Here is a 23288-nt window from a genome sequence, read left to right as displayed (position 1 = left end):
ATGTTTATCGTGTAGTTGCTTGGCGCGCGGCGCGGCTACACCGCGCCATTGCTTGTGACAGTTGCGTAAGTCCTGTTTTGTTAAAATCGAGTTGTATATCTCAGTAGAAAAAGTTTTTTATGTCAATGATGACAGTCAAAGATTTAGAGCAAGTTCAAACCGCTTTTACCGAAGCAGGTTTAGATTACCAGCTGGAACTCGAAAATGGAAAAATTTCAATAATGGGGCCATCAGATATTGTATCCAGCGAAATCAGTAGTCGTCTCATTGCCTTTCTCTTTGCTTGGATAAATCCTCGTCGTTGGGGAAGAGTATTTGATTCTGCTGGCGGTTTCATCATGCCAGATACAAACCTCAAAGCACCCGATGTTTCCTTTGTTCGCGCTTCCCGACTTCTCCAAAGTCCTCGTTACTTTGGAGAACTTGTGCCTGACTTGGTGGTAGAAATTAAATCTCAGAGCGATAAAATTAAACTTATAGTAGCCAAGATTTTAAAATTTATAGAACTAGGAGCGATCGCCGGGATTCTGATCGATCCTGATGAAGAGACAGTTACAATTTATCGCTCTACAGGTGAACCGACAGTTTTAGAAAATGGCGATATTTTAACCATACCAGAACTTTTTCCCGGTTGGGAATTGCCCGTTACTGAATTGTGGCCTCCTATCTTTACAGAGGAAGAAACACAAATTTAGTGAAGAATTTTGGTAGCTACTCGCTAAACAATTTTAAGTTAATTTTTTTGGCTGAATCAGCATTCGGGGTGAATCAGAGCTTTATTTTTTAATCTTCGTTATTTTCTGCAAAATTTACTTGCTCATAAAGGTCGCGCAATTCAATTTGAAAATCAACCGTTTGCAGTGATAAAATTGCAGATTCATGTTCAAGTTCAGTGAATGACCATTGACTTTCCGCAGTTTTTACATATTGCATCACATGATACTGATATTGGTCAATTAAAATATATTCCTTGAATTCGGGAATAGAGCGATAATAAAGAAACTTATCGCCTTGGTCATAATTTTTAGTCGATTTAGATAAAACTTCAGCAATTAACATCGGGTTCATAACCGTTGTTGTGCTGGTTCCTGTATAAATAGGTTGTCCCTCAATCACCATCACATCAGGATATGTATGTTGACGATAACGGGGTATCCATAAACGCACATCACCAATATAAACATCATAATTTTTACGCCTTAAACCAATTTTTAAGGATGCAGCTAAATTCAAAGCAATTTTATTATGATTTGTAGTGCCACCCGTCATCGGTACAATTTCTCCATCACGGTATTCGCTTTTATATTCCGCTTTTTCTTCAATTTCTAAATACTCTTCAGGTGTGTAATAAAATTTTTGTGTTTCTAATTGCATAAATATACGACCTATGATTGATTGTGCGGTTGCCTATTCATCTTTCATATTTATGTTGTACGCCAATAAACCCCATTCTCTCGCTGCATTAACTGGCAAGCAATGAATTCCCGTCGCAGTGTGGCGCAGTCAGGATGGTAGCGTTTGAGAATGTCATTTACCAGGCGTTCAGGGTAGTTGACTCCTACCTCAAACTGGTTTGCTAACCACTTGAGAATTACTAAACGCTTTTTACGACTAGCGGGGATTTCTTTGAGAGATTCGCCCTCGAAATAATTTTTTAATACTTTGCTTTCCCAAGCTTCAGTATCCACATCCTCAATCAAAGATGCTATTTTCTCTGGTGTGAAAATTTCCTTACTAATGCTTTGCAAAGCTTCGCTATCCAACTGGTACAGGCGGCTATTACCTTCAGGACGCATTGTCACCAAATTTAGCTCTTTAAGTTTCGCTAAATGATGAGATACCGTCGGTTCCTTGAGTTGCAGTAGCACCGCCAATTCTTCGACGCTGCACTCCTGATTCGCTAGGATACCTACAATCTTCAATCGGCTATCATCCGCTAATGCCTTGAAAAAGCGCAGTAAGATATTAAATTGCTCTGGTTGCATAACTAACTTCTAATTAGACATCTATCTAATTAGAAGTATATCTAATTTCAAAGCTCATATCCCCGACTTTTTAGAGAAGTCGGGGATTTTTTTGTTCAGTTTAACTAAACTGTTCCTCTGCATCTAGGTTGAACAGCATTTGCAGAGTTTGCATACAGCGCCGTCTGGCTTCAACATCTTGCTGCGATCGCAATTGCACCATCGGGTCATGTAAAATTTTATTGACAATTCCCCGTGTTAATGCCTCTATTATTTCTTGATGTTTGTCAGCGAATTCCGAACCCAATCTCGACAAAGCTTTTTCTAACTCTTGTTCGCGGATGGTTTCGACTTTATTTCGCAGACAGCTAATAGTAGTAACAGTTTCCAGACTGCGCCACCAAATATCAAAGGCTTCCACTTCTTCTTCTAAAAGTCGTTCCGCTTCCTGTGCAATCTTCCGACGGCTTTCGTAGTTTTGCGCTACAACAGCCTTCAAATCATCCACATTAAACGCTTGCACATTTTCCAATTCATTTACATCCGCATGAACATTACGCGGCACAGAAATATCAAATAACATTAAAGAGCGCTGAACTTCTAAAACCATTTCCAGTTTGGCACGGTCAAGTATTGGCTCTGTTGCCGAAGTACTTGTAAATACTAGATCGCTATCGGCAATTACGCTCATCATTTCCGATAGTGGATGAATTTTGATCGGTTGTTGAGGGAACAGCTTTGCTAATTCTTGGGCGCGATCGCGAGAGCGATTTACAATACTAATTTCCACAGCACCTTTAGAAATTAGGTGTTGCACCAACAGCCGCGACATTTTACCAGCACCCAAAATTACCACTCGGCAAGCTGCCAAATTTGCCACTTTTAGCTGTGCTAACTCTACAGCTGCCGAACTGATAGAGACAGCGCCAGTACCAATACTAGTTTCAGTGCGAACCCGCTTACCTGCTGTCAGCGCTTGTTTAAATAATCGATTCAAAATGGTTTTTATACCGCTATATTGCTGTCCCAGTTTGTGAGTAGTCTTCACCTGAGCCAGAATTTGACCTTCTCCGAGTACCAGACTATCTAAACCACCTGCTACCCGCATCACGTGCATCACTGCATCATCATGCAGCAGCATAAACAAATGCTGTCGCAGAGAAAGCACAGGTAATTTACTATATTCCGCAAGAAACTGCGTTACTTCCCGAATACCTTGGTCTGCTTCACTGGCAACAATATAAATTTCTAGGCGGTTACAAGTGCTAAGAATTGCAACTTCGTCAATATGGGGATAGCTGGCCAGTTGAGCGATCGCATTTTCAATTTGTGGTTCTGGAATGCTCAGTTTTTCCCGGACTTCTACTGGGGCTGTTTTATGGCTTAACCCCACCACTGCTATATTCATTTGCTAAATCGTAGTTACTAGTTGGTAGTTGAAAATAGGGCATTGAGTGAGAATAGGGAATGGGGAATTTTTGTTTATTGGTTGATAATTTTTGCAACCAATAAACAATAACTAATCACTAAATACTAACTACTAACTAGTGTAACGATGAAGCATTTGGTTGACTATTTTTCCATTTTATAGAAAGATTTATTTCCTAATGCTTCACCTCTACTTTTACCATTCCCCATTCCCTAAAAATTAGTTCAGTTGGAGAGTCTTGCCTTCACCAAACATGTGAATTGTATCAACAAATCGAGCAGTTTTTGACTGGTTAGAAATTACCAAGCTTTGAGTTCTGGCTCCGCCGTTGAAGAAACGTACACCTTGCATGAGATTACCACTGGTAATGCCGCTAGCAGCGAACAGAACAGTTTGACCAGATGCCAATTCATGAGCATCATAGACCTTATCGGGGTCATTGATATTCATAGATTTTAAGCGCTCGATATTAGCTTCTCTGCTTTCTCCAATCAAACCTGTTTTTACGATTGCGGGATCGTAAATCAGTTGACCTTGGAAGTGTCCACCCAAAGCACGCATTGCAGCTGCCGAGATTACACCTTCAGGAGCCGCACCGATACCCATCAGCGCGTGGATATTAGTTCCAGCAAAACCACAGCTGATAGCTGCACCTACGTCACCGTCTGAAATTAGGGCGACTCTCGCTCCAGCCTCACGGATTTCTTTAATTAAATCGTTGTGGCGTTCGCGCTTCATCACCACGATCACGAGTTCTTCAATCGAGCGATCTAAACACTCAGCGAGAATCTTGAGGTTTTCTGTTGCTGACTTGTTGATGTCTACTTTGCCTTTAGCGGCGGGAGGTGCTGCTAACTTCTTCATGTAAAAGTCAGGAGCAGCAAATAATCCACCCTTCTCAGAAATTGCCAAGACAGCCATCGAACCAGGTTGTCCATAAGCTACCAAGTTCGTACCTTCACAGGGGTCAACGGCAATATCAATTTCAATTAATTCATCAGGGTTACAGAGAGCTTCGGCATTTGGTTGAGTACAGATACCAACTTCTTCCCCGATGTATAACATCGGCGCGTCGTCGCGTTCGCCTTCTCCAATTACAATGCGACCGCGCATATAGATTTTATTCATCCGCTCCCGCATAGCTTCCACAGCTACTTGGTCAGCAGTGTTCTTTTCGCCTTTACCCATCCACTTTGCGGATGCGATCGCCGCTTGCTCTACTACTTCAATAATCTCTAACCCAAGTGTATTTTCCACAGAGTCTGCCCTCTCAACTGCTTGAATTTCCGCCGCTTTATCTGGCCATTTCAGTTTTCAAGTCTACCAAAGGGCGGATACACGTGGAAGAAAGTTAAGTTTTACTGCTAACTGGTTACAAAAGTGCCAGTTAACACATCTTTATTTTTTACTCTTAACTACTCCAGTATAAAGCGTGTTTAAAAGTAACTAGGTTAAGAACTTGCACAAATGGGTAGCGGTTTATGTATACAACATTGCTTTTCTTCAGTGTTTATCTTTAGGTATAAAATAATAAAGAAAAAAAGCTGGTGAATTCACTAAAAACTAAAAAACGAGACGCAAAGTAAAAAGCTTGTCAAATTCAGAGGTTAATCGTGTTTATCGACTACATCACACTGATGTTAATCAATATGGTAGCTGGGCTATTTCTACTGGCTGACTATGTGTATCGTGGTATAGATAGTTCTAATCATAAACAGTGGATTCCCGGTTTTGGAATTACGGGTGCGATCGCACTCACAACTGGTTTACACATGAGCTTCACCTGGCCAGTAATGGGTAGCTTTAACATTGCCTTCGGTGAGACGAGTGTCTTATTTGGAATCTTGTTTATTGCAGCTGCGATTTCTCTTGCTCAAAATTGGGATTTATTGACAATCGCCATTTACGGTTTCTTTGCTGGTGCAGTTGCGATCGTAGTGGGTATCCGTATCATCAACTTGAATTTGACAAAGCAACCGCTTTTATCGGGAATCGGCTTTATTTTAACTGGATTAGGTGGTATTTTTGCAGCACCAACTCTCTACTGGAAAACCAACCGAACTTGGCGGCTAATTGGCACAGCAGTGCTGATAGTAGCCGCTCTAATTTGGGCATTGACTGGATATTTAGCTTACTGGAATCATTTAGAGGGTTTCCAAAAATGGGTTCCAGCGCCGATGCGGTAAGGAATAGACTTATTGTAGGAGTAGGGAAAAGGGGAAAGGGTAAAGGGTAAAGGTATGGAATTGTCTCTTTTTCCTTTCCCCAACCGGAAAGCAAAAGTTACTTTTGCAAGATGTCTAACGATCTAGGCTAGAGACATAGTTCAAACCTTGCTTAAAAAAATATGCTGGACTTTCTTAATCCCCTCTTAAATCGCCATCCAGAGCGAGTCAAAGCCAACGTCGAACTTTACACCTGGCAAACTTGTCCTTACTGCATTCGTGCCAAAATGCTGCTGTGGTGGAAAGGTGTAAATTTCACTGAATACAAAATTGACGGCGACGAAGCAGCTAGAGCGAAAATGGCAGAACGCGCTAACGGTCGCCGCACAGTACCACAAATTTTTATTAATAACCAGCACATTGGCGGCTGCGATGACCTCTATCAGCTAGACACACAAAGTCAACTCGATCCCCTTTTAGCCCAAGCCGCTATTTAGAAATCAAATTAGCCCCCAATGGCTGGTTGGTAAGGCTAAATTTAAGAATTTTGATTTGTTTAGCCCCAGACTTTTAGTCTGCGGGCTATATGCTTTTTATTTAGGGACTTCCAAGAAATAAATTATCCAATTTCACCGCATTAAAACGATTTTTTCTCCCCCTGCTCCCTGCTCCCTGCCCCCTGCCTTCAAAGCGATGGGATATTTTTTTATTTGGAAGTCCCTTATTGTTGGACAGGCGAGTTACGCATCCTAGAAAATGTGTGGAATTTTGAAGTTTTTATATTGATAAGAATATGTTAACTAAATACACAGAATATCTTATACATCAACGATGGATGAGTTATGCCTTAGAATTAGCAAAAACAGCAGGAGATGCAGGTGAAGTCCCTGTAGGTGCTGTTATCATTGATTCAACAGGCAAATTGCTAGCACAAGGAGAAAATAGAAAAGAGCGTGACAAAGACCCTACCGCTCATGCGGAAATTCTCGCTATCAAGACAGCGGCAACAACTTTACAAAATTGGCATCTTAATGAATGCACACTCTATGTAACTCTCGAACCTTGCCCGATGTGTGCAGGTGCGATCGTCCAATCACGACTAGGAATACTGGTATATGGAGTAGACGATACAAAAACTGGCGCCATTCGTACAGTTATTAACATACCCGATAGTGCTGCTTCTAATCACCGTCTCCAAGTAATCGGAGGCATTCTAGAGTCAGCTTGTCGTCAGCAATTACAGACTTGGTTTGCTGCTAGGCGGCGTAAGGTAAACTAACGGACAGAGGTAAAACTGTCCATCTAGTACCAGACAAGTCACGCAAGAGAATCTACGGTGTAACTAATCAGACTTTTCGTTAAATTTTACCCGTCAATCAGCTGCATCCGTCATGATGGAATTTTATTCTTCATCCGATACCTGCCAGCACACACCAGCAAATCATCAGGTAGCTGGTACTACCTCAAGGGTTTCTCCTTGGTTAAGTCCTCTGGCATATTTATTAGGGCGTCACTGCCTATTACCGTTATTCTTTGGACAAATTAGAATAACCGGACAAAAAAATATTCCCACAACTGGGCCTGTGATTCTCGCGCCTACCCATCGGGCGCGTTGGGATGCATTGCTTGTACCCTACGCTACCGCTTGTCTGAGAAAGCAAGACTTGCGATTTATGGTAACAGTTGACGAATGCCAAGGTTTGCAAGGCTGGTTTGTCCAACGTTTGGGGGGATTTCCTGTAAATTCTAAGCATCCATCAATCCGCACGCTACGTCATGGAGTAGAGCTACTTCAGCAGCAAAAAACCCTGGTAATCTTTCCAGAAGGCAACATTTTTCGTGATGGCCAAGTTCACCAGTTAAAACCGGGAATTGCTCGTCTTGCTTTGAGTGCTGAATCTAGTCATTCCGATCTGGGAGTGAAAATTATACCCATAGGCATTAACTACAGCCAACCTTATCCCAATTGGGGTACAGATGTGAGTATTGACATTGGCTCCCCAATTAAAGTCGCGGATTACATGAATGGCTGTATAAAACAAGATGCAAAAAACCTCACAACTGATTTAGCAAAGGCACTGCAACAATTGAGCCATCAAGAAACAAAAGTTACTAATCACGCATTTGCAGAAATTACTAATTCTTGATGTAGTCAAACCTCATAATCATTGACCGTGCATAATTAAGAAACTGCAAAATCCAATATTTGACACTAATTACTAACTGCTATATTCATCCTGAAGAAGTCACAAAAGATTAGTAGTCTTTTGCAACCTTTGAGGATGTATATATATAGATTACGCTCTATTAATAATATATTCAGCCAAATTGGCATTTTTTTGAGCCAATAGCTAATTAATTGTCTGCAAACTACTGAATTGCTGGATGATAAATATTTTTACTATTTGGTCAGAGAGTTAAATAAAAGTTGGGAAGTGCCGACTGAAGACATCGCTATTCTAAAATAGTTTGGTGCGATGCCTACGGCGGTCACTGAGCGCCGCCGTTCGCGGAGCGTCTCGTAGAGAAGTGCGTGCTACGCCTACACAAAAACTTCAAGCAGTGCTTTGGGAAAATTCTCCTGCCAAATATCCCAGTTAACCAGAGATAATTATTGCCGAGGAAAGCTGGTAGTTAAGCAGATGGTGACGCACTCTCCCGTAGGTATCACTCATCACAGTGATATAAGTTAGTTGATATACAAGGGTAATGGGAACTCTATTAAACTGATTGTTAGTCTAAATCAGAGATACTTAGGATGTAACTTTGCTTTGTCCAAGACCAAAACAGAGTTAAGATACCCGAAGTTTCCATAACTCTTTTGTATAGTTGTCGCACTAATTGATCCCATGAACACTGCTGTCGCTGTTACCTTGATGCACCGTACTGTTTTATCAGTTATAGCAGTCCTCAGCCTGCTATCACCTGTGAATGCTCAGGTATTACAGTCACCAGGCACTACCAGCCAACCACAACTGATTGACCCCAACGATCCTAATAACCTCCGCCCCATAACCGAAAATAACAGCCTTTTGAGCATTGCAGGTGGCGATCGCTTAGTAAAAGATGCAGAACAAGCTGTTTCTGCTCAAAACTACCCCTTAGCTGCCAAGAAACTGCAAGAAGCACGTCAAGTTTATAATCAGCTATCTAATTTTTATCAAGAGTTAAATTCTAGCTTTTCGGGAATTGACAACAGAGTTTCTGATTCTCAGCGTCAAAAAGCTCTATTAACAGCCCAAAAGCGAGATGAAGCTACCTTTCAGCTAGCATTGGTACATCGGGCACAAAATCAGCCAGAATTAGCTGTACCATTGTTGATTCAAATAATTAAGAGTCAAAATCCGACGCGGGATTTAGGCAAGAAAGCCTATAAACAGTTGTTTGAGTTGGGTTTTGTTGATTCTCCCTATCCCAGAGAAGGTGGTAGTTCATCTTCCTCATCCCCAAAAAAATAAATTAAATTTTTGTTGCCTCTTTTTGCATACCCATATTTCCCTAACCAGTCGCTTGGGAACGCCCCGGTGCTAGGATAGAGCTATCCGCCGCAGCCAAAACCTGAGCGTTCTCAAGCAATACGCCCCATTAGGCGCGTGTATCTACAGCCTTGCCAAAGCCTAAAGTTGGCACAGGCGTTTGCTCTATATCTGTTAATAATAGAAAAGTAAGTTTTTTCAGGAATTGCGATGATTAGTCCGCAACAGGTTGAGGAAATGATCAAGGCGGGACTGCCAGACGCACAGGTTCAGGTGCAAGACTTGACTGGTGGCGGCGACCACTATCAAGTGACAGTAGTTTCATCGCACTTTGCAGGTAAAGGACTAGTGCAACAGCACCAGTTAGTTTATGGTGCGTTGGGTCAAGCTATGTCAACTGAAGCGATTCATGCTTTGGCGGTGAAAACATACACTCCCGAAGCTTGGCAAGCAACAGCAAGTTCCTAAAGTTAGGAGTTAGAAGTTAGAAGTTAAGAGTTATGAATTATGAATTTTTAACTCCTCACTCTTCACTCCTCACTCCTCACTCTATTAATGCAACATAGGAAACATAATTACCATGACACCAGAACTCAAAGACAAAATTGATAGCTTGCTACAAGAAAACAAGATTTTAGTTTTCATGAAGGGAAACAAGTTAATGCCCCAATGTGGTTTCTCTAACAACGTTGTGCAGATTCTCAATACCTTGGGAGTTCCCTTTGAGACGGTTGACGTTCTATCAGACCCGGAAATTCGTCAAGGTATAAAAGAATACTCTAGCTGGCCGACAATTCCCCAAGTATATATTAATGGCGAATTCCTTGGCGGTTCTGATATCTTGATTGAAATGTACCAAAAAGGTGAATTGCAAGAAAAGGTAGAAGTAGCATTAGCTTCTTAAGCTCTTTTTACCCAAACTAAAGGGTATGCTGCTGAATTTGCGCTTTGCCATCAAAGCAATATACCGTTTTTTACATCCTTGACAGGAGAGATACTATTTCTTTCCCCTTTCAAGGATTTTTTAATCGGTTTCTGACAAAAATACTCTTTGTTGGACTTGATTTTATTGCTAGACAACAATCCCCTCAGTCTAATTGGCAAAACCAATATAGGGCTGAGGGGATGCGTTTAATCAATACAATATCTCCAAAATTTCACACCACGACAACCCATTGACCAATGCAGATAATATGCTATAATCATCTGCGGTTAATTAACGGTTACTATCAATGACCAGGTAAATGGTACTTAGTAGTAATCGGGTTGTGGCTGTGGTTGCGGCACTGCAAAGTTCGATCCATCGTACAAGAAGCGGCTGGCCTCCTCTTCTAGGCGATGAATCAGAAAAGGTTCAATGACGTTGCTATGTCGCAGTGCGGCTAGATATCCATCCAAATACATCCGCATATCATCCGTGCGATAACCGCGATTCCATAGCTCGATGAAGGCATCGGTGAGTCTTTGGTAATAGCGGATGGTTTGTGTGTCTTGGAGCATAACTGCTGTATTAATCTCTTTGGAATGAGAATTGTAAATGATTCACGCTAAAAAGTGAAGTGTAATTTCACTTTGGCATAAACTCAAAGTCAACACATCTACTTTGGGTATTACCCTTATAGCAGCTACAAGCTACTTTAATCCTATTCCAGAAAATATCAATTTTAGTTAGCTGCTTAAGTTATTTTTTTGATTTTCACAATCAACAGCCCAATTGTATTGATGTTATATTCCTGGATGAAGCACTAAATTTTTGCGAAAAAATTGACTTTCATCATCAGGCTGAAAAGCTGTTGTAGCAGGGTTAGTTGGTTGGGTTCTAGATATTTGTCATATAACACCCATCTAAAAGCAAAATGTTAAGCTAAAAGAACTTTTTATAAGTGTAACAACACTTTCGATAAATTTAATAAAAATTTAATAATATTTCTAATCGCCTATCAGCAAGGCATAGATTAAAGATATTGCCACTCATTTTATTAGGGAATGTAAAGTTAATTGCGATTGAAGTAACAAAGGCTACAAAACCTTCGAGATGGGCTTGTTAATTTGAAAGTCATCGACGCTAAGGGGTCTTGCCGCCGTGGGTTCGGTTTGTATAGAAATCATTGAGGGGAATCCCCATTTGAGGTCGTTGTTGGGTTGGCACTTGCAACAACTGGAATACCGCGTGCATCAAGCTGCCAGTATTTATCAAGCAAGGGAAGTATTTTTAAGCCATCAACCAACACTGGTAGTTTTAGATGCAGACCTGCCTGATGGTGATGGTATTGAGTTTTGTCGTTGGTTGCATCGTCAGCAGCAACCTCTAATTTTAATGCTATCTGCCCGTAATAGTGAAGCTGATATAGTTGCAGGTTTAAAGGCGGGTGCAGATGACTATCTGAGCAAACCTTTTGGAATGCAAGAGTTTTTGGCACGGGTAGAGGCACTGATTCGGCGGAAGCGCACACCTACTGCACCAGCTTATTTGGATTATGGCACTTTGCAAATCGATTTAGTTCAGCGTCGTGTGCGTTTTCAAGGGGAGTTTATTGACTTAACGCCCCAGGAATTCAGTTTACTGTACGTTTTAGCACAAGCTGGGGGAGTACCTCTAAGTAGATCGGAATTGCTGCGTCGTGCTTGGCCTGATGCTATTGATAACCCTCGTACCATTGATACTCACGTTTTATCACTGCGAAAAAAGGTTGAACTCGACCCCCGGCAACCCAATTTGATTCAAACTATCCGTAATGTTGGATACCGTTTTAACATGGAAATTTTGAATACGAATATTTCACAGTCACAGACAACAAAGTTAGCTAGAGAGAGATTTAATAATCAACGTTCAACACTTACTAGTAGTCAAGTTTGAATGGCGCATCCCTTCGGCTTCGCTCAGGGCAAGTGGGCATTGGGGTGAGAGGAGTAAGAAAACGATTCCTGATTCCTGTCTTATCCAAAATTTAAAATCCAAAATCGTCTTGAGCTGCTGCTTGAATCAGGCTTTTTCGTAATTCAATCCAGTCTATCTCTGAGGCTGTTTGATTGGCGAATAAATGACCTTGTTGTAGGTGTAATAACCGAGTGCCAAACATCTGGGCTAGTTCCAGTTGGTGATTTACCATTAGAATCGTGGTTTGATGAGTTTGACTCAACTGGGTTAAGATTTGCATTAGATGAGAAGCCGTACCAGGATCGAGGGCAGAGGTTGGCTCATCTAATAGTAATATTTTAGGCTGGATGACTAAGGCACGAGCGATCGCTACTAGTTGTCGTTGTCCCGCAGAAAGTTGCACCTCTGTTCGCCCTAACCATTCATTGGGAATGTGTAGTTGCTCTGTCCAATGATTGACTCGTTGCTGAATTGTCTGTTTGGGTAAACCACGCAAAACTAAAGGATAAGCCAAGGCTTGCCCAACTGTCATCCCCAACAGCTTTGACTCTTGCAATACAAATACAAGCATCTGCCGTAGCTCGATGACTGGAATTTGGCGATATTCTTGATTTTCAAGATAGAGTTTACCACTCGTGGGTTCAATTAGGCGATTGATGAGGCGTAATAACGAAGTTTTCCCAGCGCCTACTGGGCCTACAATGGCAATGCGTTCGTCTTCGGATGCCTCAAAGGAAATATCCTGCAATATGCGGTATCCCTGCTGATTGCCGGGAAGTTGGGTTTTCAGCTTCGTAAATAGATTAACTTGCTCTAGCCTGAGTATGGCTTTTGCTGTATTCAACGGGACTGAGGATTGCAGAGAAATAACCTAAGTTAATTGTGCAGTAGTTAAGGCTGTAGCGATCGCCCAGCCATCGACTAATAGTAGCAGCAAAGTGAATACTAGTAAAATCAGGTACATCCAGGGCTGCGCTAAAGGGCGAACATCTGTGGTGTCAATGCTCGTCTTTGCTTGGACAATTTGCACCAAACGGGCAAATCCAGCTACACGCATCGGTAGTAAATAAGCTTTCCCATCCTGGCTGAGAAAGTAATAAACTAGTCCTCCTTGTCCAGTGCTGCGGGGTTTTAACTCTTTCACATCTGACCAAGGTAAAGACCAGCCTTTACGAAAAAAGCTCGGCACCCAGGCGGGGTAAGTAACCTGAATTCCCTCGTTATCTACCATTACTTGTTCAGTTAATACCGCGTACAAGGCAACAAAACCGATGCCAATCCCTATCCACAATAATTCTGGAGGTACAGGTGCAGCTGTTACCTGCGATAAAAAGGGTAATGGGACTGTGAGTGCTATGTATAGACTCAGTAACGTTATCCGAATCAAAGGAGACAAACGAAAGATAGAAGCTGAGATATTGGCTGAGTTTGCTGTCACGGCTCAATTACAATGCTTTTCTTCATTGTAGAGTAGGTCTATGTCTTAGCTGGATTGTTGAAATAAGATATGCCACTTTAATAATTCGTAGTTCGTAATTCGTAATTCGTAATTACGAATTCTTTAAGGTAAATACTTTTGTACTACAATCCAACCAGTCAGGGATACCCAGGCAAATCCTATAAATAGAATAATATTTACGCCGATGTGTAAGGGTCTAGCCCAAGGTCGTCTGACACTAATTTGGGTGGCACTGAAAGCAGATAGTAAAACTAGTGCTACCACTATTAATCCAGCGATTAGGTGTGACGAGTGACCTAAAGAACCAAAGTGCCCGAAAGTGCCAACAATACCGATCGCTAGCAGTAGTAGCACTAAACTTACCATGCTGATGCCCATTGTATAGTGGAGCGATCGCACTCCTTGATTACCGCCCATAAATGGCGTGAACAAAGGAAATTGCTGCGAAGTTCTCGCCCGAAACATCCAAACGCCGGTGATTGCTAACATCAGATATGCCAGCAAGGATAATCCCATCGACCAGGCGGCTATTTTCCACAACCAAAGAAATGAAGGCAGATTCATAAGATTGATTGTAAATGAGAGTGGGGGGCAGGAGAGCAGAGGAGGATAATTAATGACAAATGACAAATGACAAATAACAAATGACCAATAAATATATAAATAAAAAGGGCTGCTGAATTAGCAACCCTTAAATTTAGATAAAATTGTTTTTTTTAATCAACGGACGCTAAACCAAGGATTTGCAAGGGTTTTGTAGTATCTCCAATTTTTGTATTAATTTGCTGCACCATTAGTTTGGTATTAAAAGGGTCTTTTTCATCTGATGAGTCTGTATCAAACTCATTAGTATTGGGTTCTTCGAGCATCAGGCGATCGCACGGAATCTTATCGGATAAAATTGCACTTGCCATCATCCCTGTATGAATCTCCACTTGAGCTTTTCGTGGAGCTTCAAAAACTAAACGTTGTCCGGGGAAAACAACCCTTTCAAAATACCAGTTGGGAATATTGGAGATGCGAGCTACCTGTATTTTGCTCGTGGCATTAATGTAGCAGCAGAGAATTTTTCCTGATTGCTCAGGTGGTAGAGGATCTAATATTTGAGCCATAACTGCTGAGGAGCTTTACGCCACAATTTTACATTACACTAGCCAAGCCTAGCACCCACCGATCCCCAGTTGTTGTAACTGCGAATACCAACTGAGTTTTTGTAGATTATTTCTGTCTAAAGATATATTTTTAGTTGTGAAAATTTTGTAATTTTTCACACCTTTTTCGCAATTATACACTACAAAGAAAATTTTTTGAGATTTTTTGCTGGTATAAAAGTTTCAATTCTCTGAAAGCATATTGTTAGGAAATAGACATAATAACGATCCCCTAGCTTTTAGCATAGCGAGGAAGTAAGTTTTGCTCTTTCATCTATCCCAGGATTAATCGCCAGGGATCATCGCTTAATGAATAAACTCAATGTTATGGTAAAGCTATATGAAAAAATGTCTTCATAAAGCTCTCTATAGATTCCATGTATGTTTTCTGCACAGCAATTTTAGCGTTTTCCGCAATTGTTAACGGCAGGTTAGCGGTTATCAATAATCGGCTGAAATGTCAAGCATGATTGTGATAAATAAAACCAAATTAAACAAGCACACACTTTAAAGCTGAATGTTTTTCTCGCTTTCTCCACAGATTGGCAAGATGGAAGTTAAAACACAGATGATGGAAAATCGAATTCTTTACGTTCGCCTTCCTTGTAACCCCATCTTTCCTATTGGGGTTGTCTACCTAAGCGATCATGTGCACAAGCAGTTTCCTAATATTGAACAGCGCATCTTTGATTTGGGAACAGTGCCACCTTTAGATTACAGTTCGGCTCTGGATCGCTGTATTGATGAATTTAAACCGACACTACTAGTATTTTCTTGGCGGGATATTCAAATTTATGCCCCAGTTGGCGGACGTGGTGGCAACCCACTACAAAACGCTTTTGAATTTTACTACGCCAAAAATCCTCTATTGAAACTACGCGGTGGATTGGGCGGTTTGCGAATCTTCATCGCCTACTATTTAGAGTTGTGGCGAAACCAGGGCTTAATCAAACGCGGTTTAAACCGTGCCCAAAAATATAATTCTGATGCTCGTGTAGTTGTAGGTGGTGGTGCCGTCAGCGTATTTTACGAGCAATTAGGTAAAAGCTTACCCCAAGGGACAATTATTTCTGTAGGTGAAGGCGAAACCCTGCTGGAAAAACTTTTAAGTGGCAGAGATTTTCGCGATGAACGTTGTTACGTTGCTGGAGAAACTCAACCACGTCAACGGCTAATTCACGAACAACCCACCCCAATAGAAAAAACAGCTTGTAACTACGACTATATCGAAAGCATCTGGCCAGAATTTAACTTTTACCTGCAAGAGCAAGACTTTTATATAGGTGTACAAACCAAGCGTGGTTGTCCTCACAACTGTTGTTATTGCGTCTATACCGTCGTCGAAGGCAAACAAGTACGCATCAACTCAGCAGATGAAGTAGTTGCTGAGATGCGCCAATTATACGATCGCGGCATTCGCAATTTCTGGTTTACCGATGCTCAATTCATCCCCGCGAAAAAATTTATCGCCGATGCCGTAGAACTATTGCAAAAAATCGTCGATTCTGGTATGACAGATATCCACTGGGCAGCATATATCAGAGCCGACAATTTGACACCCGAATTGTGTGAATTGATGGCGAAAACTGGGATGAACTATTTTGAAATCGGGATTACCAGTGGTTCTCAAGAACTTGTGCGGAAAATGCGGATGGGGTACAACCTGCGAACCGTCTTGCAAAACTGCCGTGATTTAAAAGCCGCTGGTTTCAACGACTTAGTTTCCGTCAACTACTCCTTTAACGTCATTGACGAACGTCCCGAAACCATCCGCCAAACCATCGCTTACCACCGCGAACTAGAACGGATTTTTGGTGCTGATAAAGTTGAACCTGCCATCTTCTTTATTGGACTACAACCCCATACCCATTTAGAAGAATACGCTTTCAAAGAAGGCATCCTCAAACCAGGGTACAATCCAATGAGTTTGATGCCGTGGACAGCCAAAAAACTTCTCTGGAATCCCGAACCCCTTGGTTCATTCTTCGGCGAAGTCTGCTTGCAAGCTTGGCAACAAAACCCCAACGACTTCGGGCGCGAAGTCATGAAAATATTAGAAGAAAAGCTGGGTTGTGCTGACTTAGAAGCAGCACTAACAGCACCATTAGAGACGAAAGAAAAACAGTTAGCGGGTGTATCCTAGAAAACACTAAAATATGAAGAAATTCAGAATTCTGAATTTCCCCCTCTATCTTCCTCAGTGCCTCTGCGGTTATTTTTACCAAATCCCATGTTAGAAGGTTCAATCTTACAACAACTAGAAACAGCTCATCGCCACACCACCAGGCCAATTCGATTCGGTGTTTACTACAAAAATACCTTAGTTGCCTTGTGCCACGCTTTAGAAGACCATATCTTAACCGATGACGGTACACCCCTAGTCATCACAGCCTTTCAACAGGGTAAATGGTATCTACAAGAAGCTGAACGATATGCAGACATCGCCCAGTACAGCCGCGAAATTGCCATTATGGCTGCTGCTGAATCTGGCTTTGCTGAACATCCTACCAGCCAGCTACCCAATGTAGATTTAGTGGGATTAGATGCAGGCGATCCGGTGGCGCAGGAGTGGCACTTGATTATTTTATCGCCTAAATACACAGTAATGGTAATTTGTCAAGAATTATCTGAGGCTGATTATGGTAGCGCTGGAGTACCGACATCGGACTTAGAGCGAAAATTCTATGGCTTGTGGACATTTGAACCAGAGTTAGTCCAAGAGACAGCAGAAATAGCGATCGCTCACATCAAAAAATACAACCCAGAACTGGCACAAAAGCTCACAGGCGATAAACAGCAAATTGTACCGTCAATGGACAGATCCCAAAATTTAGGTGCAGTTGTCTCCCGTGTAGTAGATTACCTCCAGACTGGGCAAGATAATTTATCTATCCCCACAGCCCTTCAGAAACAAACGCTGGATCGCAACTTGGTTTCTAACGAAATTCAAGCCTTTTTGCGAATGGCGCAACTAATGGATATGGCAGATGTCAACAATCCAATGGCAGCTGCGGAAATAGTAGTTCTTGCTGAAGCGATCGCCCAGCTTTTGGATCTTCCCGCATGGCAGATTAAGAGGTTGCGGCTAGCGGCTTTGTTACATCGCATAGATCCATTACAGAAAGCAGAAAGCGTTCTCACTGGCGGTATATCTACACGTTACCAAGAAGACGCCCCCAGTTCTCCCTTAACTTGTCCCTTGGTACCAGGAGCGCAAGTATTGCGAACCATGCCACGACTGCGAGCAGTAGCCCAAATTATTACTCACCAAAGCGAGTGGTGGAATGGCACAGGGGAACCAGCAGGTTTAGCTGGAGATGAAATTCCCTTAGAGTCGAGGATTTTGGCATTATTGGCAGATTTTCAGTGGCGAGTCAATCAGCGAAAATCGTCAAATCAAAGCCGGGAACAGATATTTACTCAAGCTTTAGATGAGTGCAGACAGCAACAATCTACCCGCTTTGACCCTAAACTTGTAGATACCCTAGCTTTATTAGTTATGGGTTTACAACAGGGACTCGACTTACCCTTGATGACACCCAAATTCAGCGCCGGCATCTGGATACTTGATTCCCAATGGGATAGCCACAGCAAGATCAGTGAAGAGATTGGTAGTTACTTTACATGAATATTGAAGCCATTAAATTAGGAAAACTCAAACAACTTCCAGGGGCAAATTTAGAAGACGAAGAACTCTCCCGACTGGATTTAAGCCGGATTAATCTTGCTGGTGCTAGCCTTGTCGGCACTAATTTTGCTGGTTCTAAGCTCGAAGGTGGACATTTGGAGGGGGCAAATTTGATGGGAGCCAACCTCCAACAAACTGACTTGCGGGCAAACTTGATGGGAGCGAACCTGATGCAAGCAGATTTAACTGGTGCTGACTTGCGGGGTAGCAATTTGCGTGGCGCTAACTTGATGGGAGCAAGACTCAGTGATGTGTCATTGGTGGGTGCTTTCTTGAGTGGCGCTAATTTGATGAATGTGAACTTGCAAGGCGTAGACTTGCGCGGTGCTGACTTGCGCGGTGCAAACCTGACTGGGGCAAATCTCAAAGGTGCAGATTTGAGTCGCGCCGATTTGCAAGGGACTTTGTTGAGTGAAGCAAACCTGGAAGAAGCTGACTTGCGGGGGGCGAATTTGGCGGGGGCGAATTTGACGGGAGCGAATTTGCTTTGTGCAGAGTTAGAAAGTGCAAATTTGAGCGGCGTTAATTTGAATAAAGCGTGTGTGGTGGGTACTGTGGTTGAGACGCTTGCGTAAACATTGCACCAAAAAACCACTTATGCTGATTATTTGTATTTTCGAGGACTACCCACAATGACACCCTTCGCGGCACAACTCTCAATCACCGCGATCGCAAATCGGCAATGGGAAGAGTTTAAAAAATTGGAGGCAAATTTTGTATCCCAGTATGGAGTAGAGGTATGGTAACAGGTTTTTGATTTCCGTCTCAAGCCAGCACTGGATAAAGATTCTGACAGATGGCTTTTGATGCTGTGTGCCGTAGCCACTTTTTCATCACCAAACCCGCTGAATATTATAGGCATCAAAAGCCGAATCACGACTAATCAAAACAAGAGAATGATTCATCACCTGTGCCACCAGAATACGATCGAACGGATCTCGATGATGGAGTGGTAAATAACGGAATTGAACAGTATCGGTAAAGGTAATAGGGAGAATCGTTATGCCCGCAGCAATTAGTTTAGGTTCAATCTCTTCAAAAGCACCCTGTAGGGATAGTTTTCCAATGTTGAGTTTAATCGCCATTTCCCAAATACTTGCAATACTAAAGAAAACAGCCTCAGCAGATTCAATTTTTTCTCTAGTTAACACTGGCAAGGTGGCATCATTTGAGACAAACCAGATAAAAGCATGAGTATCCAATAGTAATCTATTCATTCCATATATTCTTTCATGTCTTGAAGCGGCTCATCAAAGTCATTAGGCAATGGCAGAACGAACATTCCTTTCATCGTTCCAGCAACACGACGCTTGTTTTTCTGCTTTTCTTCGGTAGAGTTTTTAGCGTGCTTCTCTATCAAAAACTCAATGTAATGAAGCACTTCTGTCTGAAGAGACTCAGGAAGTTCTTCTAATTTTTCTAAAATGACTGGCTGTATCATTGTTTTTTCTCCTTGGCAATTTTTATGAAAAACATCACAGCTATATTTGTTTGAATGTCAAATACATTTTAATACGGTTTGGATAAGCACTTTAATATCATGTCCGCTTGATTACTTACTAAACCCCAAGAACCCCACCCCGCAAGCGGCTATCCATTACCCGGATCTTTCTTAACATGGCTGAAAAGAAGACACCCAGAATGACACCCGTCGCCGCACAAGTCTCAATCACCACAATTATTCCGATGTTGACCGCGATCGCAAATCGGCAATGGGAACAGTTTAAAGAACTGGAGGCAGATTTTATATCTCAGTATGTAGTAGAGGTATGGCAAGAGGTTTTTAATTTTCGTCTTAAGCCATCACTGGATAAAGATTCTGACAGATGGCTACTGATTCAGTGGTGTGGTGAAGGAATTATCTCAGTCAAAAATCTGGCGTAGGTGCGATCGCGCAAGGTGAATTATCGTGAAGACAGGCGATCGAAATTTTTAGCAATTATGTATTCTGATGCAGAGCGCTTACTGAATTTCTGGTTCCAGGCGATCGCTATAACAGGAAGCTTAGATCACTCTGAAAATCTTTCAACCCAAAGGATATTTTTATCAATTTGCATAATCTGACGTTCGATCGCAGCTTTTATATCTTCACTAGGATTTAATTCAGCTTCTTTTTGATACCGAATTCTACGTCGTTCCGATGCTGCTAGTTTGGAATTATATATACCCAAAAAACCCTTACCTGCATAAACACTGCGAGAACGAGCTTTTGCTTGTATTAGCTTCATATTAGCTGTTACTTCACGCTTCTGTAACTGTAATTCTTTTTTCTGATGGCGTAGTTCCTTGAGTAGTGCCTTTTGCTCTTTAGAAGAGTTAGGGGTAAAGTCTATGGCTTCTTGTAGTTTCTCCGCCATGTTTTCTAAGACTGATATATGTTTCTTCTGAAGCTCCTTTTTTTTCCACTGATTTAAAACATCTTTATGAGCATCTATCTCTATCTCAATATTTTGAATTAAATCCATGATTTTTTTTATTGTAATGCCTGCATTTTTATCCCATTCTGATACTTCCGAGAATGTATAAAGTTCCTGAAAATCAAGCATTACTTTTGTATAGTTACTTTCTTTCAATCGAGTTTGAGTAAGTAAGGAAATTTTGCCCTCTACCTCTGCTATTTGCTGTTGTAATTTGTTGTATTTATGGGCGAATGCTTTTCCCGATGCACTGAAGAATACCCAAAAAACTAATCCCAACGATATCAATAAAAAAAGTATAGCAATAATAGGAGTTATTCCAATGTTAAAAGTTGAACTGCTGAAGACTAACCAGCAAGTAAAGATAGCTACACATAAAATTCCAGTAATAAGAATTTGTAACTGAGGCATACGAACACGTGCTATACCAAATTATCTATTACTAAATTTCCCAAAAATAAGAAGAAATTAGTTATCTTCAAAATATGTTACCCATTTTTAATTTTTCACTGTTCGCCCCCGTATCCCCAAAGCTAGTACACTCATTAACAACACTCCCATAACTCCTTGCAGGGGATTATTATTCACACCAGTTACCCAATCAGGAACCTGACCAGAATATTTGACTAATTTACCTACATTAATAATGTAGTAACCCCAAACTAAACCACCATGCAAACCAATTGGTAAACCCAAGCGTCCTCTGCGCCAACGCTTTCCCCATACTTGCGTTAACCCCAGCAGTACTAAAGCTGGAAATTGCGGCAGTGTATGAATAATTGCCTCCAAGGGTTTAATAAAGTGCAATGTAGCAAACGCAGTTGCATCTGTCCACAGTGCCACACGCAGACTGTAATCTCGTTGTAATTCATCTAGCAACCAGCCTCGGAATAACAATTCCTCAGCAAATCCAACACCTAAGCCAACAAGTAAACCCTCTAAAATCACTTTCAGCAAAAAAACTTTCGGTTGTTGCCACACCAACCAACCCAACAAACTTTCTACCCCAAAAAGTATCAGAATATTAATTATCCCCAGAGCCAAGCCACGCAGTAAATCCACACCATTTTGCCGCGTAAATTCTAAGCCATAATGCCGCAGAATTTGGGGCTGCTGGTAGACATATTTACCCCATAATCTCAGGAGAAAAATAAATATTGCATATAACAATACCAATGTCAATATACTTTCTAAGTTTGAATCATGCACTAGTAAATATATTGGTGTAGCCAATGGCAACCATAGCAACAATAAACTCAAAATAAAAGCACCCAGCCTAATAGGGGCAGGGCGTTCAGCTAAACGGACAAAGTTTTCTTTCATACTAAATAAGTCAAAATAATCCGTAATTACAATCAGTTTTAGCTCTGAACTCTCCACTAAATTTTTAATTCAGTGTGGGCTGCTATACCCTTGTTACTTACGAATTACGAATTACGAATTACGAATTATTTGACTATTCATCAGGTTCAATCGTGCTACTTAAACCGTGACTTATCAATGTTTCGCAATAAAACTCAGCGTGTTCCAAGGCGCAAGTAATGACTAAAGCTAGCCCGTTAGTATGGGCTTCCATCATGATGCTCACAGCTTGGGGTTGGGTAAGGCTAGGTACAGTGGCGATTAGCGACTGTACAACATGCTCCATAGAGTTGTAGTCGTCGTTATGGAGCAAAACGCGATACCGAGGCGCGAGCTTGCGGGTTGTGGAAGGCTTTTGAATAGTTTCAACTGACACGGCTCTTTGCTCTTTTCTCGTTACTTCACTACAACAAAGTTTCTGTTTTGCGATCGCTCAACAGTTGTTTTCCTATTCTATAGTATTTCTGCTCAGATACTATGCTAGGAAAACCCTTTGCTGGCAGGGATTGATTAATTAGTTTTGCGTAGCCACTTGATAAGGCACACGTCTAAGACATGGCTGCCGTAAGAGTGCTACCCTAATCTTACAGAAGCTTTTCTTAAACGTAGCGCATTTTCACTTTTAAGATTAAGAAAGTTGCAAGCAAAACAATCCTTGCCCCTGCCCAAGATGGACATGAGCCTAGATTTTCTTCAACCGGGACAAATTGTGTCTCTAGAGTATGGCCACAGTAACCTGTATGCAGAAGTCATTCAATTTGTAGTTTCCCGCCAGTTGTGCTGGGTGCGTCCTTTATTAATGGTTACTTTCATAGAAGAATCACCTCTAATTACCGATTTGCGAGACGCATCTGACTTACTTTGGCCTGCCAATTTATTTCGCCCAGCATTAGACACAGAAGTAATTACCTTCTTGAGCCAACTTTTAGCCAAAGAACCAAAAACTGAACCTGATTCAGCCGCCAAGCAGCAACTTAATCAGTTTATTCACCAACTTTGGCAAGCATATCAAGAGGGATTGGTGATTGGGGATTAGGGTGGGGCATTGGGAATAGGCAACATAGAGACTTCTTGAATAATTCTTCCTTGTCTTCCCAGTTCCCAGTCTCTAATTCTCAGCATCTTCCATATATTGAAGACTGTGAAATTCGATTGCTACGTCCTTCGCACCAGAAATTATTTCGTCTCTTTGTAAGGCGGATAATTGTGGTTAGCAGCGTCGTCAATCGCCTGATGCATCACCTGAAGGATATGATTAGAAGTCAGTTTATCTGGCGAGCCAGTAGCCATATTGATGAT

The 23288-nt window shown here is 41.6% G+C and carries 28 protein-coding genes; 14 read left to right on the top strand and 14 right to left on the bottom strand.

Annotated features, from left to right (window positions below):
* Positions 1-119: 119 nt before the first annotated feature.
* A complete protein-coding gene (locus RMX98_RS14925; RefSeq protein WP_322681127.1) occupies positions 120-695 on the top strand; it encodes a Uma2 family endonuclease in 576 nt (191 codons plus the stop codon).
* Between the two features lie 88 nt (positions 696-783).
* Here the strand turns inward: RMX98_RS14925 and RMX98_RS14920 are convergent, their stop codons facing one another.
* From RMX98_RS14920 to glpX, 4 genes are all read right to left on the bottom strand, one after another.
* On the bottom strand, positions 784-1374 hold the full coding sequence (locus RMX98_RS14920) for a Uma2 family endonuclease (RefSeq protein ID WP_322640600.1): 591 nt from the start codon (positions 1372-1374) through the stop codon (positions 784-786).
* 50 nt (positions 1375-1424) lie between these two features.
* A complete protein-coding gene (locus RMX98_RS14915; RefSeq protein WP_322681126.1) occupies positions 1425-1985 on the bottom strand; it encodes a metalloregulator ArsR/SmtB family transcription factor in 561 nt (186 codons plus the stop codon).
* Between the two features lie 100 nt (positions 1986-2085).
* A complete protein-coding gene (locus RMX98_RS14910) occupies positions 2086-3372 on the bottom strand; it encodes a glutamyl-tRNA reductase (protein WP_322681125.1) in 1287 nt (428 codons plus the stop codon).
* A 240-nt stretch (positions 3373-3612) separates the two neighbouring features.
* Positions 3613-4650, bottom strand: coding sequence for a class II fructose-bisphosphatase (gene glpX, locus RMX98_RS14905; protein ID WP_322681124.1), 1038 nt, complete (start codon positions 4648-4650; stop codon positions 3613-3615).
* A gap of 356 nt (positions 4651-5006) precedes the next feature.
* Here glpX and RMX98_RS14900 point away from each other — a divergent pair, with 356 nt between their 5' ends.
* From RMX98_RS14900 to grxD, 7 genes are all read left to right on the top strand, one after another.
* A complete protein-coding gene (locus RMX98_RS14900) occupies positions 5007-5579 on the top strand; it encodes a DUF981 domain-containing protein (RefSeq protein WP_322681123.1) in 573 nt (190 codons plus the stop codon).
* A gap of 161 nt (positions 5580-5740) precedes the next feature.
* The gene (gene grxC, locus RMX98_RS14895) at positions 5741-6055 is read left to right on the top strand and encodes a glutaredoxin 3 (protein ID WP_069070140.1); all 315 of its coding nucleotides are present in this window, start codon (positions 5741-5743) and stop codon (positions 6053-6055) included.
* A gap of 296 nt (positions 6056-6351) precedes the next feature.
* Positions 6352-6837 (top strand): tRNA adenosine(34) deaminase TadA, encoded by a 486-nt coding sequence (gene tadA, locus RMX98_RS14890; protein ID WP_322681122.1) that lies wholly within the window; start codon positions 6352-6354, stop codon positions 6835-6837.
* 112 nt (positions 6838-6949) lie between these two features.
* The gene (locus RMX98_RS14885) at positions 6950-7705 is read left to right on the top strand and encodes a 1-acyl-sn-glycerol-3-phosphate acyltransferase (protein ID WP_322674992.1); all 756 of its coding nucleotides are present in this window, start codon (positions 6950-6952) and stop codon (positions 7703-7705) included.
* 702 nt (positions 7706-8407) lie between these two features.
* Positions 8408-9016, top strand: coding sequence for a hypothetical protein (locus RMX98_RS14880; protein WP_322681121.1), 609 nt, complete (start codon positions 8408-8410; stop codon positions 9014-9016).
* Positions 9017-9244: 228 nt separating this feature from the next.
* Positions 9245-9502, top strand: a complete 258-nt coding sequence (locus tag RMX98_RS14875) for a BolA family protein (protein ID WP_289795312.1) — start codon at positions 9245-9247, stop codon at positions 9500-9502.
* Between the two features lie 112 nt (positions 9503-9614).
* Positions 9615-9938 carry a Grx4 family monothiol glutaredoxin gene (grxD, locus tag RMX98_RS14870; protein ID WP_322681120.1) on the top strand — a complete coding sequence of 108 codons (324 nt, stop codon included), beginning with the start codon at positions 9615-9617 and terminating at the stop codon, positions 9936-9938.
* A gap of 347 nt (positions 9939-10285) precedes the next feature.
* Here the strand turns inward: grxD and RMX98_RS14865 are convergent, their stop codons facing one another.
* Entirely contained in the window at positions 10286-10534 is a 249-nt protein-coding gene (locus RMX98_RS14865) for a DUF6761 family protein (RefSeq protein WP_099102685.1), read from the bottom strand.
* A 583-nt stretch (positions 10535-11117) separates the two neighbouring features.
* On the opposite strand from RMX98_RS14865, the gene RMX98_RS14860 reads away from it, so the two are divergent.
* Positions 11118-11891 carry a response regulator transcription factor gene (locus RMX98_RS14860; protein ID WP_094349507.1) on the top strand — a complete coding sequence of 258 codons (774 nt, stop codon included), beginning with the start codon at positions 11118-11120 and terminating at the stop codon, positions 11889-11891.
* A 91-nt stretch (positions 11892-11982) separates the two neighbouring features.
* On the opposite strand, the gene RMX98_RS14855 is transcribed toward RMX98_RS14860, so the two are convergent.
* From RMX98_RS14855 to RMX98_RS14840, 4 genes are all read right to left on the bottom strand, one after another.
* Complete coding sequence (locus RMX98_RS14855; RefSeq protein WP_322681119.1) at positions 11983-12756, bottom strand: ATP-binding cassette domain-containing protein; 774 nt, start codon at positions 12754-12756, stop codon at positions 11983-11985.
* A gap of 27 nt (positions 12757-12783) precedes the next feature.
* The gene (locus RMX98_RS14850; protein WP_322681118.1) at positions 12784-13350 is read right to left on the bottom strand and encodes a hypothetical protein; all 567 of its coding nucleotides are present in this window, start codon (positions 13348-13350) and stop codon (positions 12784-12786) included.
* A gap of 123 nt (positions 13351-13473) precedes the next feature.
* Complete coding sequence (locus tag RMX98_RS14845; RefSeq protein WP_322681117.1) at positions 13474-13935, bottom strand: DUF4079 domain-containing protein; 462 nt, start codon at positions 13933-13935, stop codon at positions 13474-13476.
* Between the two features lie 152 nt (positions 13936-14087).
* Positions 14088-14483 carry a DUF1830 domain-containing protein gene (locus RMX98_RS14840; protein ID WP_322681116.1) on the bottom strand — a complete coding sequence of 132 codons (396 nt, stop codon included), beginning with the start codon at positions 14481-14483 and terminating at the stop codon, positions 14088-14090.
* Between the two features lie 589 nt (positions 14484-15072).
* Here RMX98_RS14840 and RMX98_RS14835 point away from each other — a divergent pair.
* From RMX98_RS14835 to RMX98_RS14825, 3 genes are all read left to right on the top strand, one after another.
* Positions 15073-16665, top strand: coding sequence for a photosystem II high light acclimation radical SAM protein (locus RMX98_RS14835; RefSeq protein ID WP_322681115.1), 1593 nt, complete (start codon positions 15073-15075; stop codon positions 16663-16665).
* An 87-nt stretch (positions 16666-16752) separates the two neighbouring features.
* A complete protein-coding gene (locus tag RMX98_RS14830; protein ID WP_322681114.1) occupies positions 16753-18150 on the top strand; it encodes a DICT sensory domain-containing protein in 1398 nt (465 codons plus the stop codon).
* Positions 18147-18785 carry a pentapeptide repeat-containing protein gene (locus tag RMX98_RS14825; RefSeq protein WP_322681113.1) on the top strand — a complete coding sequence of 213 codons (639 nt, stop codon included), beginning with the start codon at positions 18147-18149 and terminating at the stop codon, positions 18783-18785. The genes RMX98_RS14830 and RMX98_RS14825 overlap by 4 nt, the downstream gene beginning before the upstream one ends.
* A gap of 258 nt (positions 18786-19043) precedes the next feature.
* On the opposite strand, the gene RMX98_RS14820 is transcribed toward RMX98_RS14825, so the two are convergent.
* Together RMX98_RS14820 and RMX98_RS14815 are read right to left on the bottom strand one after the other, a co-directional pair.
* Complete coding sequence (locus tag RMX98_RS14820; protein WP_322681112.1) at positions 19044-19427, bottom strand: type II toxin-antitoxin system VapC family toxin; 384 nt, start codon at positions 19425-19427, stop codon at positions 19044-19046.
* Positions 19424-19651, bottom strand: coding sequence for a DUF2281 domain-containing protein (locus RMX98_RS14815; protein ID WP_322681111.1), 228 nt, complete (start codon positions 19649-19651; stop codon positions 19424-19426). Before RMX98_RS14815 ends, RMX98_RS14820 begins: the two co-directional genes overlap by 4 nt.
* A gap of 200 nt (positions 19652-19851) precedes the next feature.
* On the opposite strand from RMX98_RS14815, the gene RMX98_RS14810 reads away from it, so the two are divergent.
* Positions 19852-20094, top strand: coding sequence for a hypothetical protein (locus RMX98_RS14810; RefSeq protein ID WP_322681136.1), 243 nt, complete (start codon positions 19852-19854; stop codon positions 20092-20094).
* A 125-nt stretch (positions 20095-20219) separates the two neighbouring features.
* Here the strand turns inward: RMX98_RS14810 and RMX98_RS14805 are convergent, their stop codons facing one another.
* The 3 genes from RMX98_RS14805 to clpS form a co-directional block, all read right to left on the bottom strand.
* Entirely contained in the window at positions 20220-21038 is an 819-nt protein-coding gene (locus RMX98_RS14805) for a hypothetical protein (protein ID WP_322681110.1), read from the bottom strand.
* Between the two features lie 87 nt (positions 21039-21125).
* A complete protein-coding gene (locus RMX98_RS14800) occupies positions 21126-21950 on the bottom strand; it encodes a type II CAAX endopeptidase family protein (protein WP_322681109.1) in 825 nt (274 codons plus the stop codon).
* A 133-nt stretch (positions 21951-22083) separates the two neighbouring features.
* Positions 22084-22365: an ATP-dependent Clp protease adapter ClpS gene (gene clpS / locus RMX98_RS14795; RefSeq protein WP_012410249.1), complete on the bottom strand. Its 282-nt coding sequence runs from the start codon at positions 22363-22365 to the stop codon at positions 22084-22086.
* A 294-nt stretch (positions 22366-22659) separates the two neighbouring features.
* Here clpS and RMX98_RS14790 point away from each other — a divergent pair, with 294 nt between their 5' ends.
* Positions 22660-23025: a hypothetical protein gene (locus RMX98_RS14790; protein WP_322681135.1), complete on the top strand. Its 366-nt coding sequence runs from the start codon at positions 22660-22662 to the stop codon at positions 23023-23025.
* The last annotated feature ends 263 nt before the right edge of the window (positions 23026-23288 follow it).

It is taken from the genome of Nostoc sp. DedQUE02, from assembly GCF_034531035.1.
In the GTDB taxonomy this organism is placed as follows: Bacteria; Cyanobacteriota; Cyanobacteriia; order Cyanobacteriales; family Nostocaceae; genus Nostoc.
The sequence above is the reverse complement of the archived record's forward strand: the minus strand, read 5'-3'. Positions and strand labels throughout refer to the sequence as shown.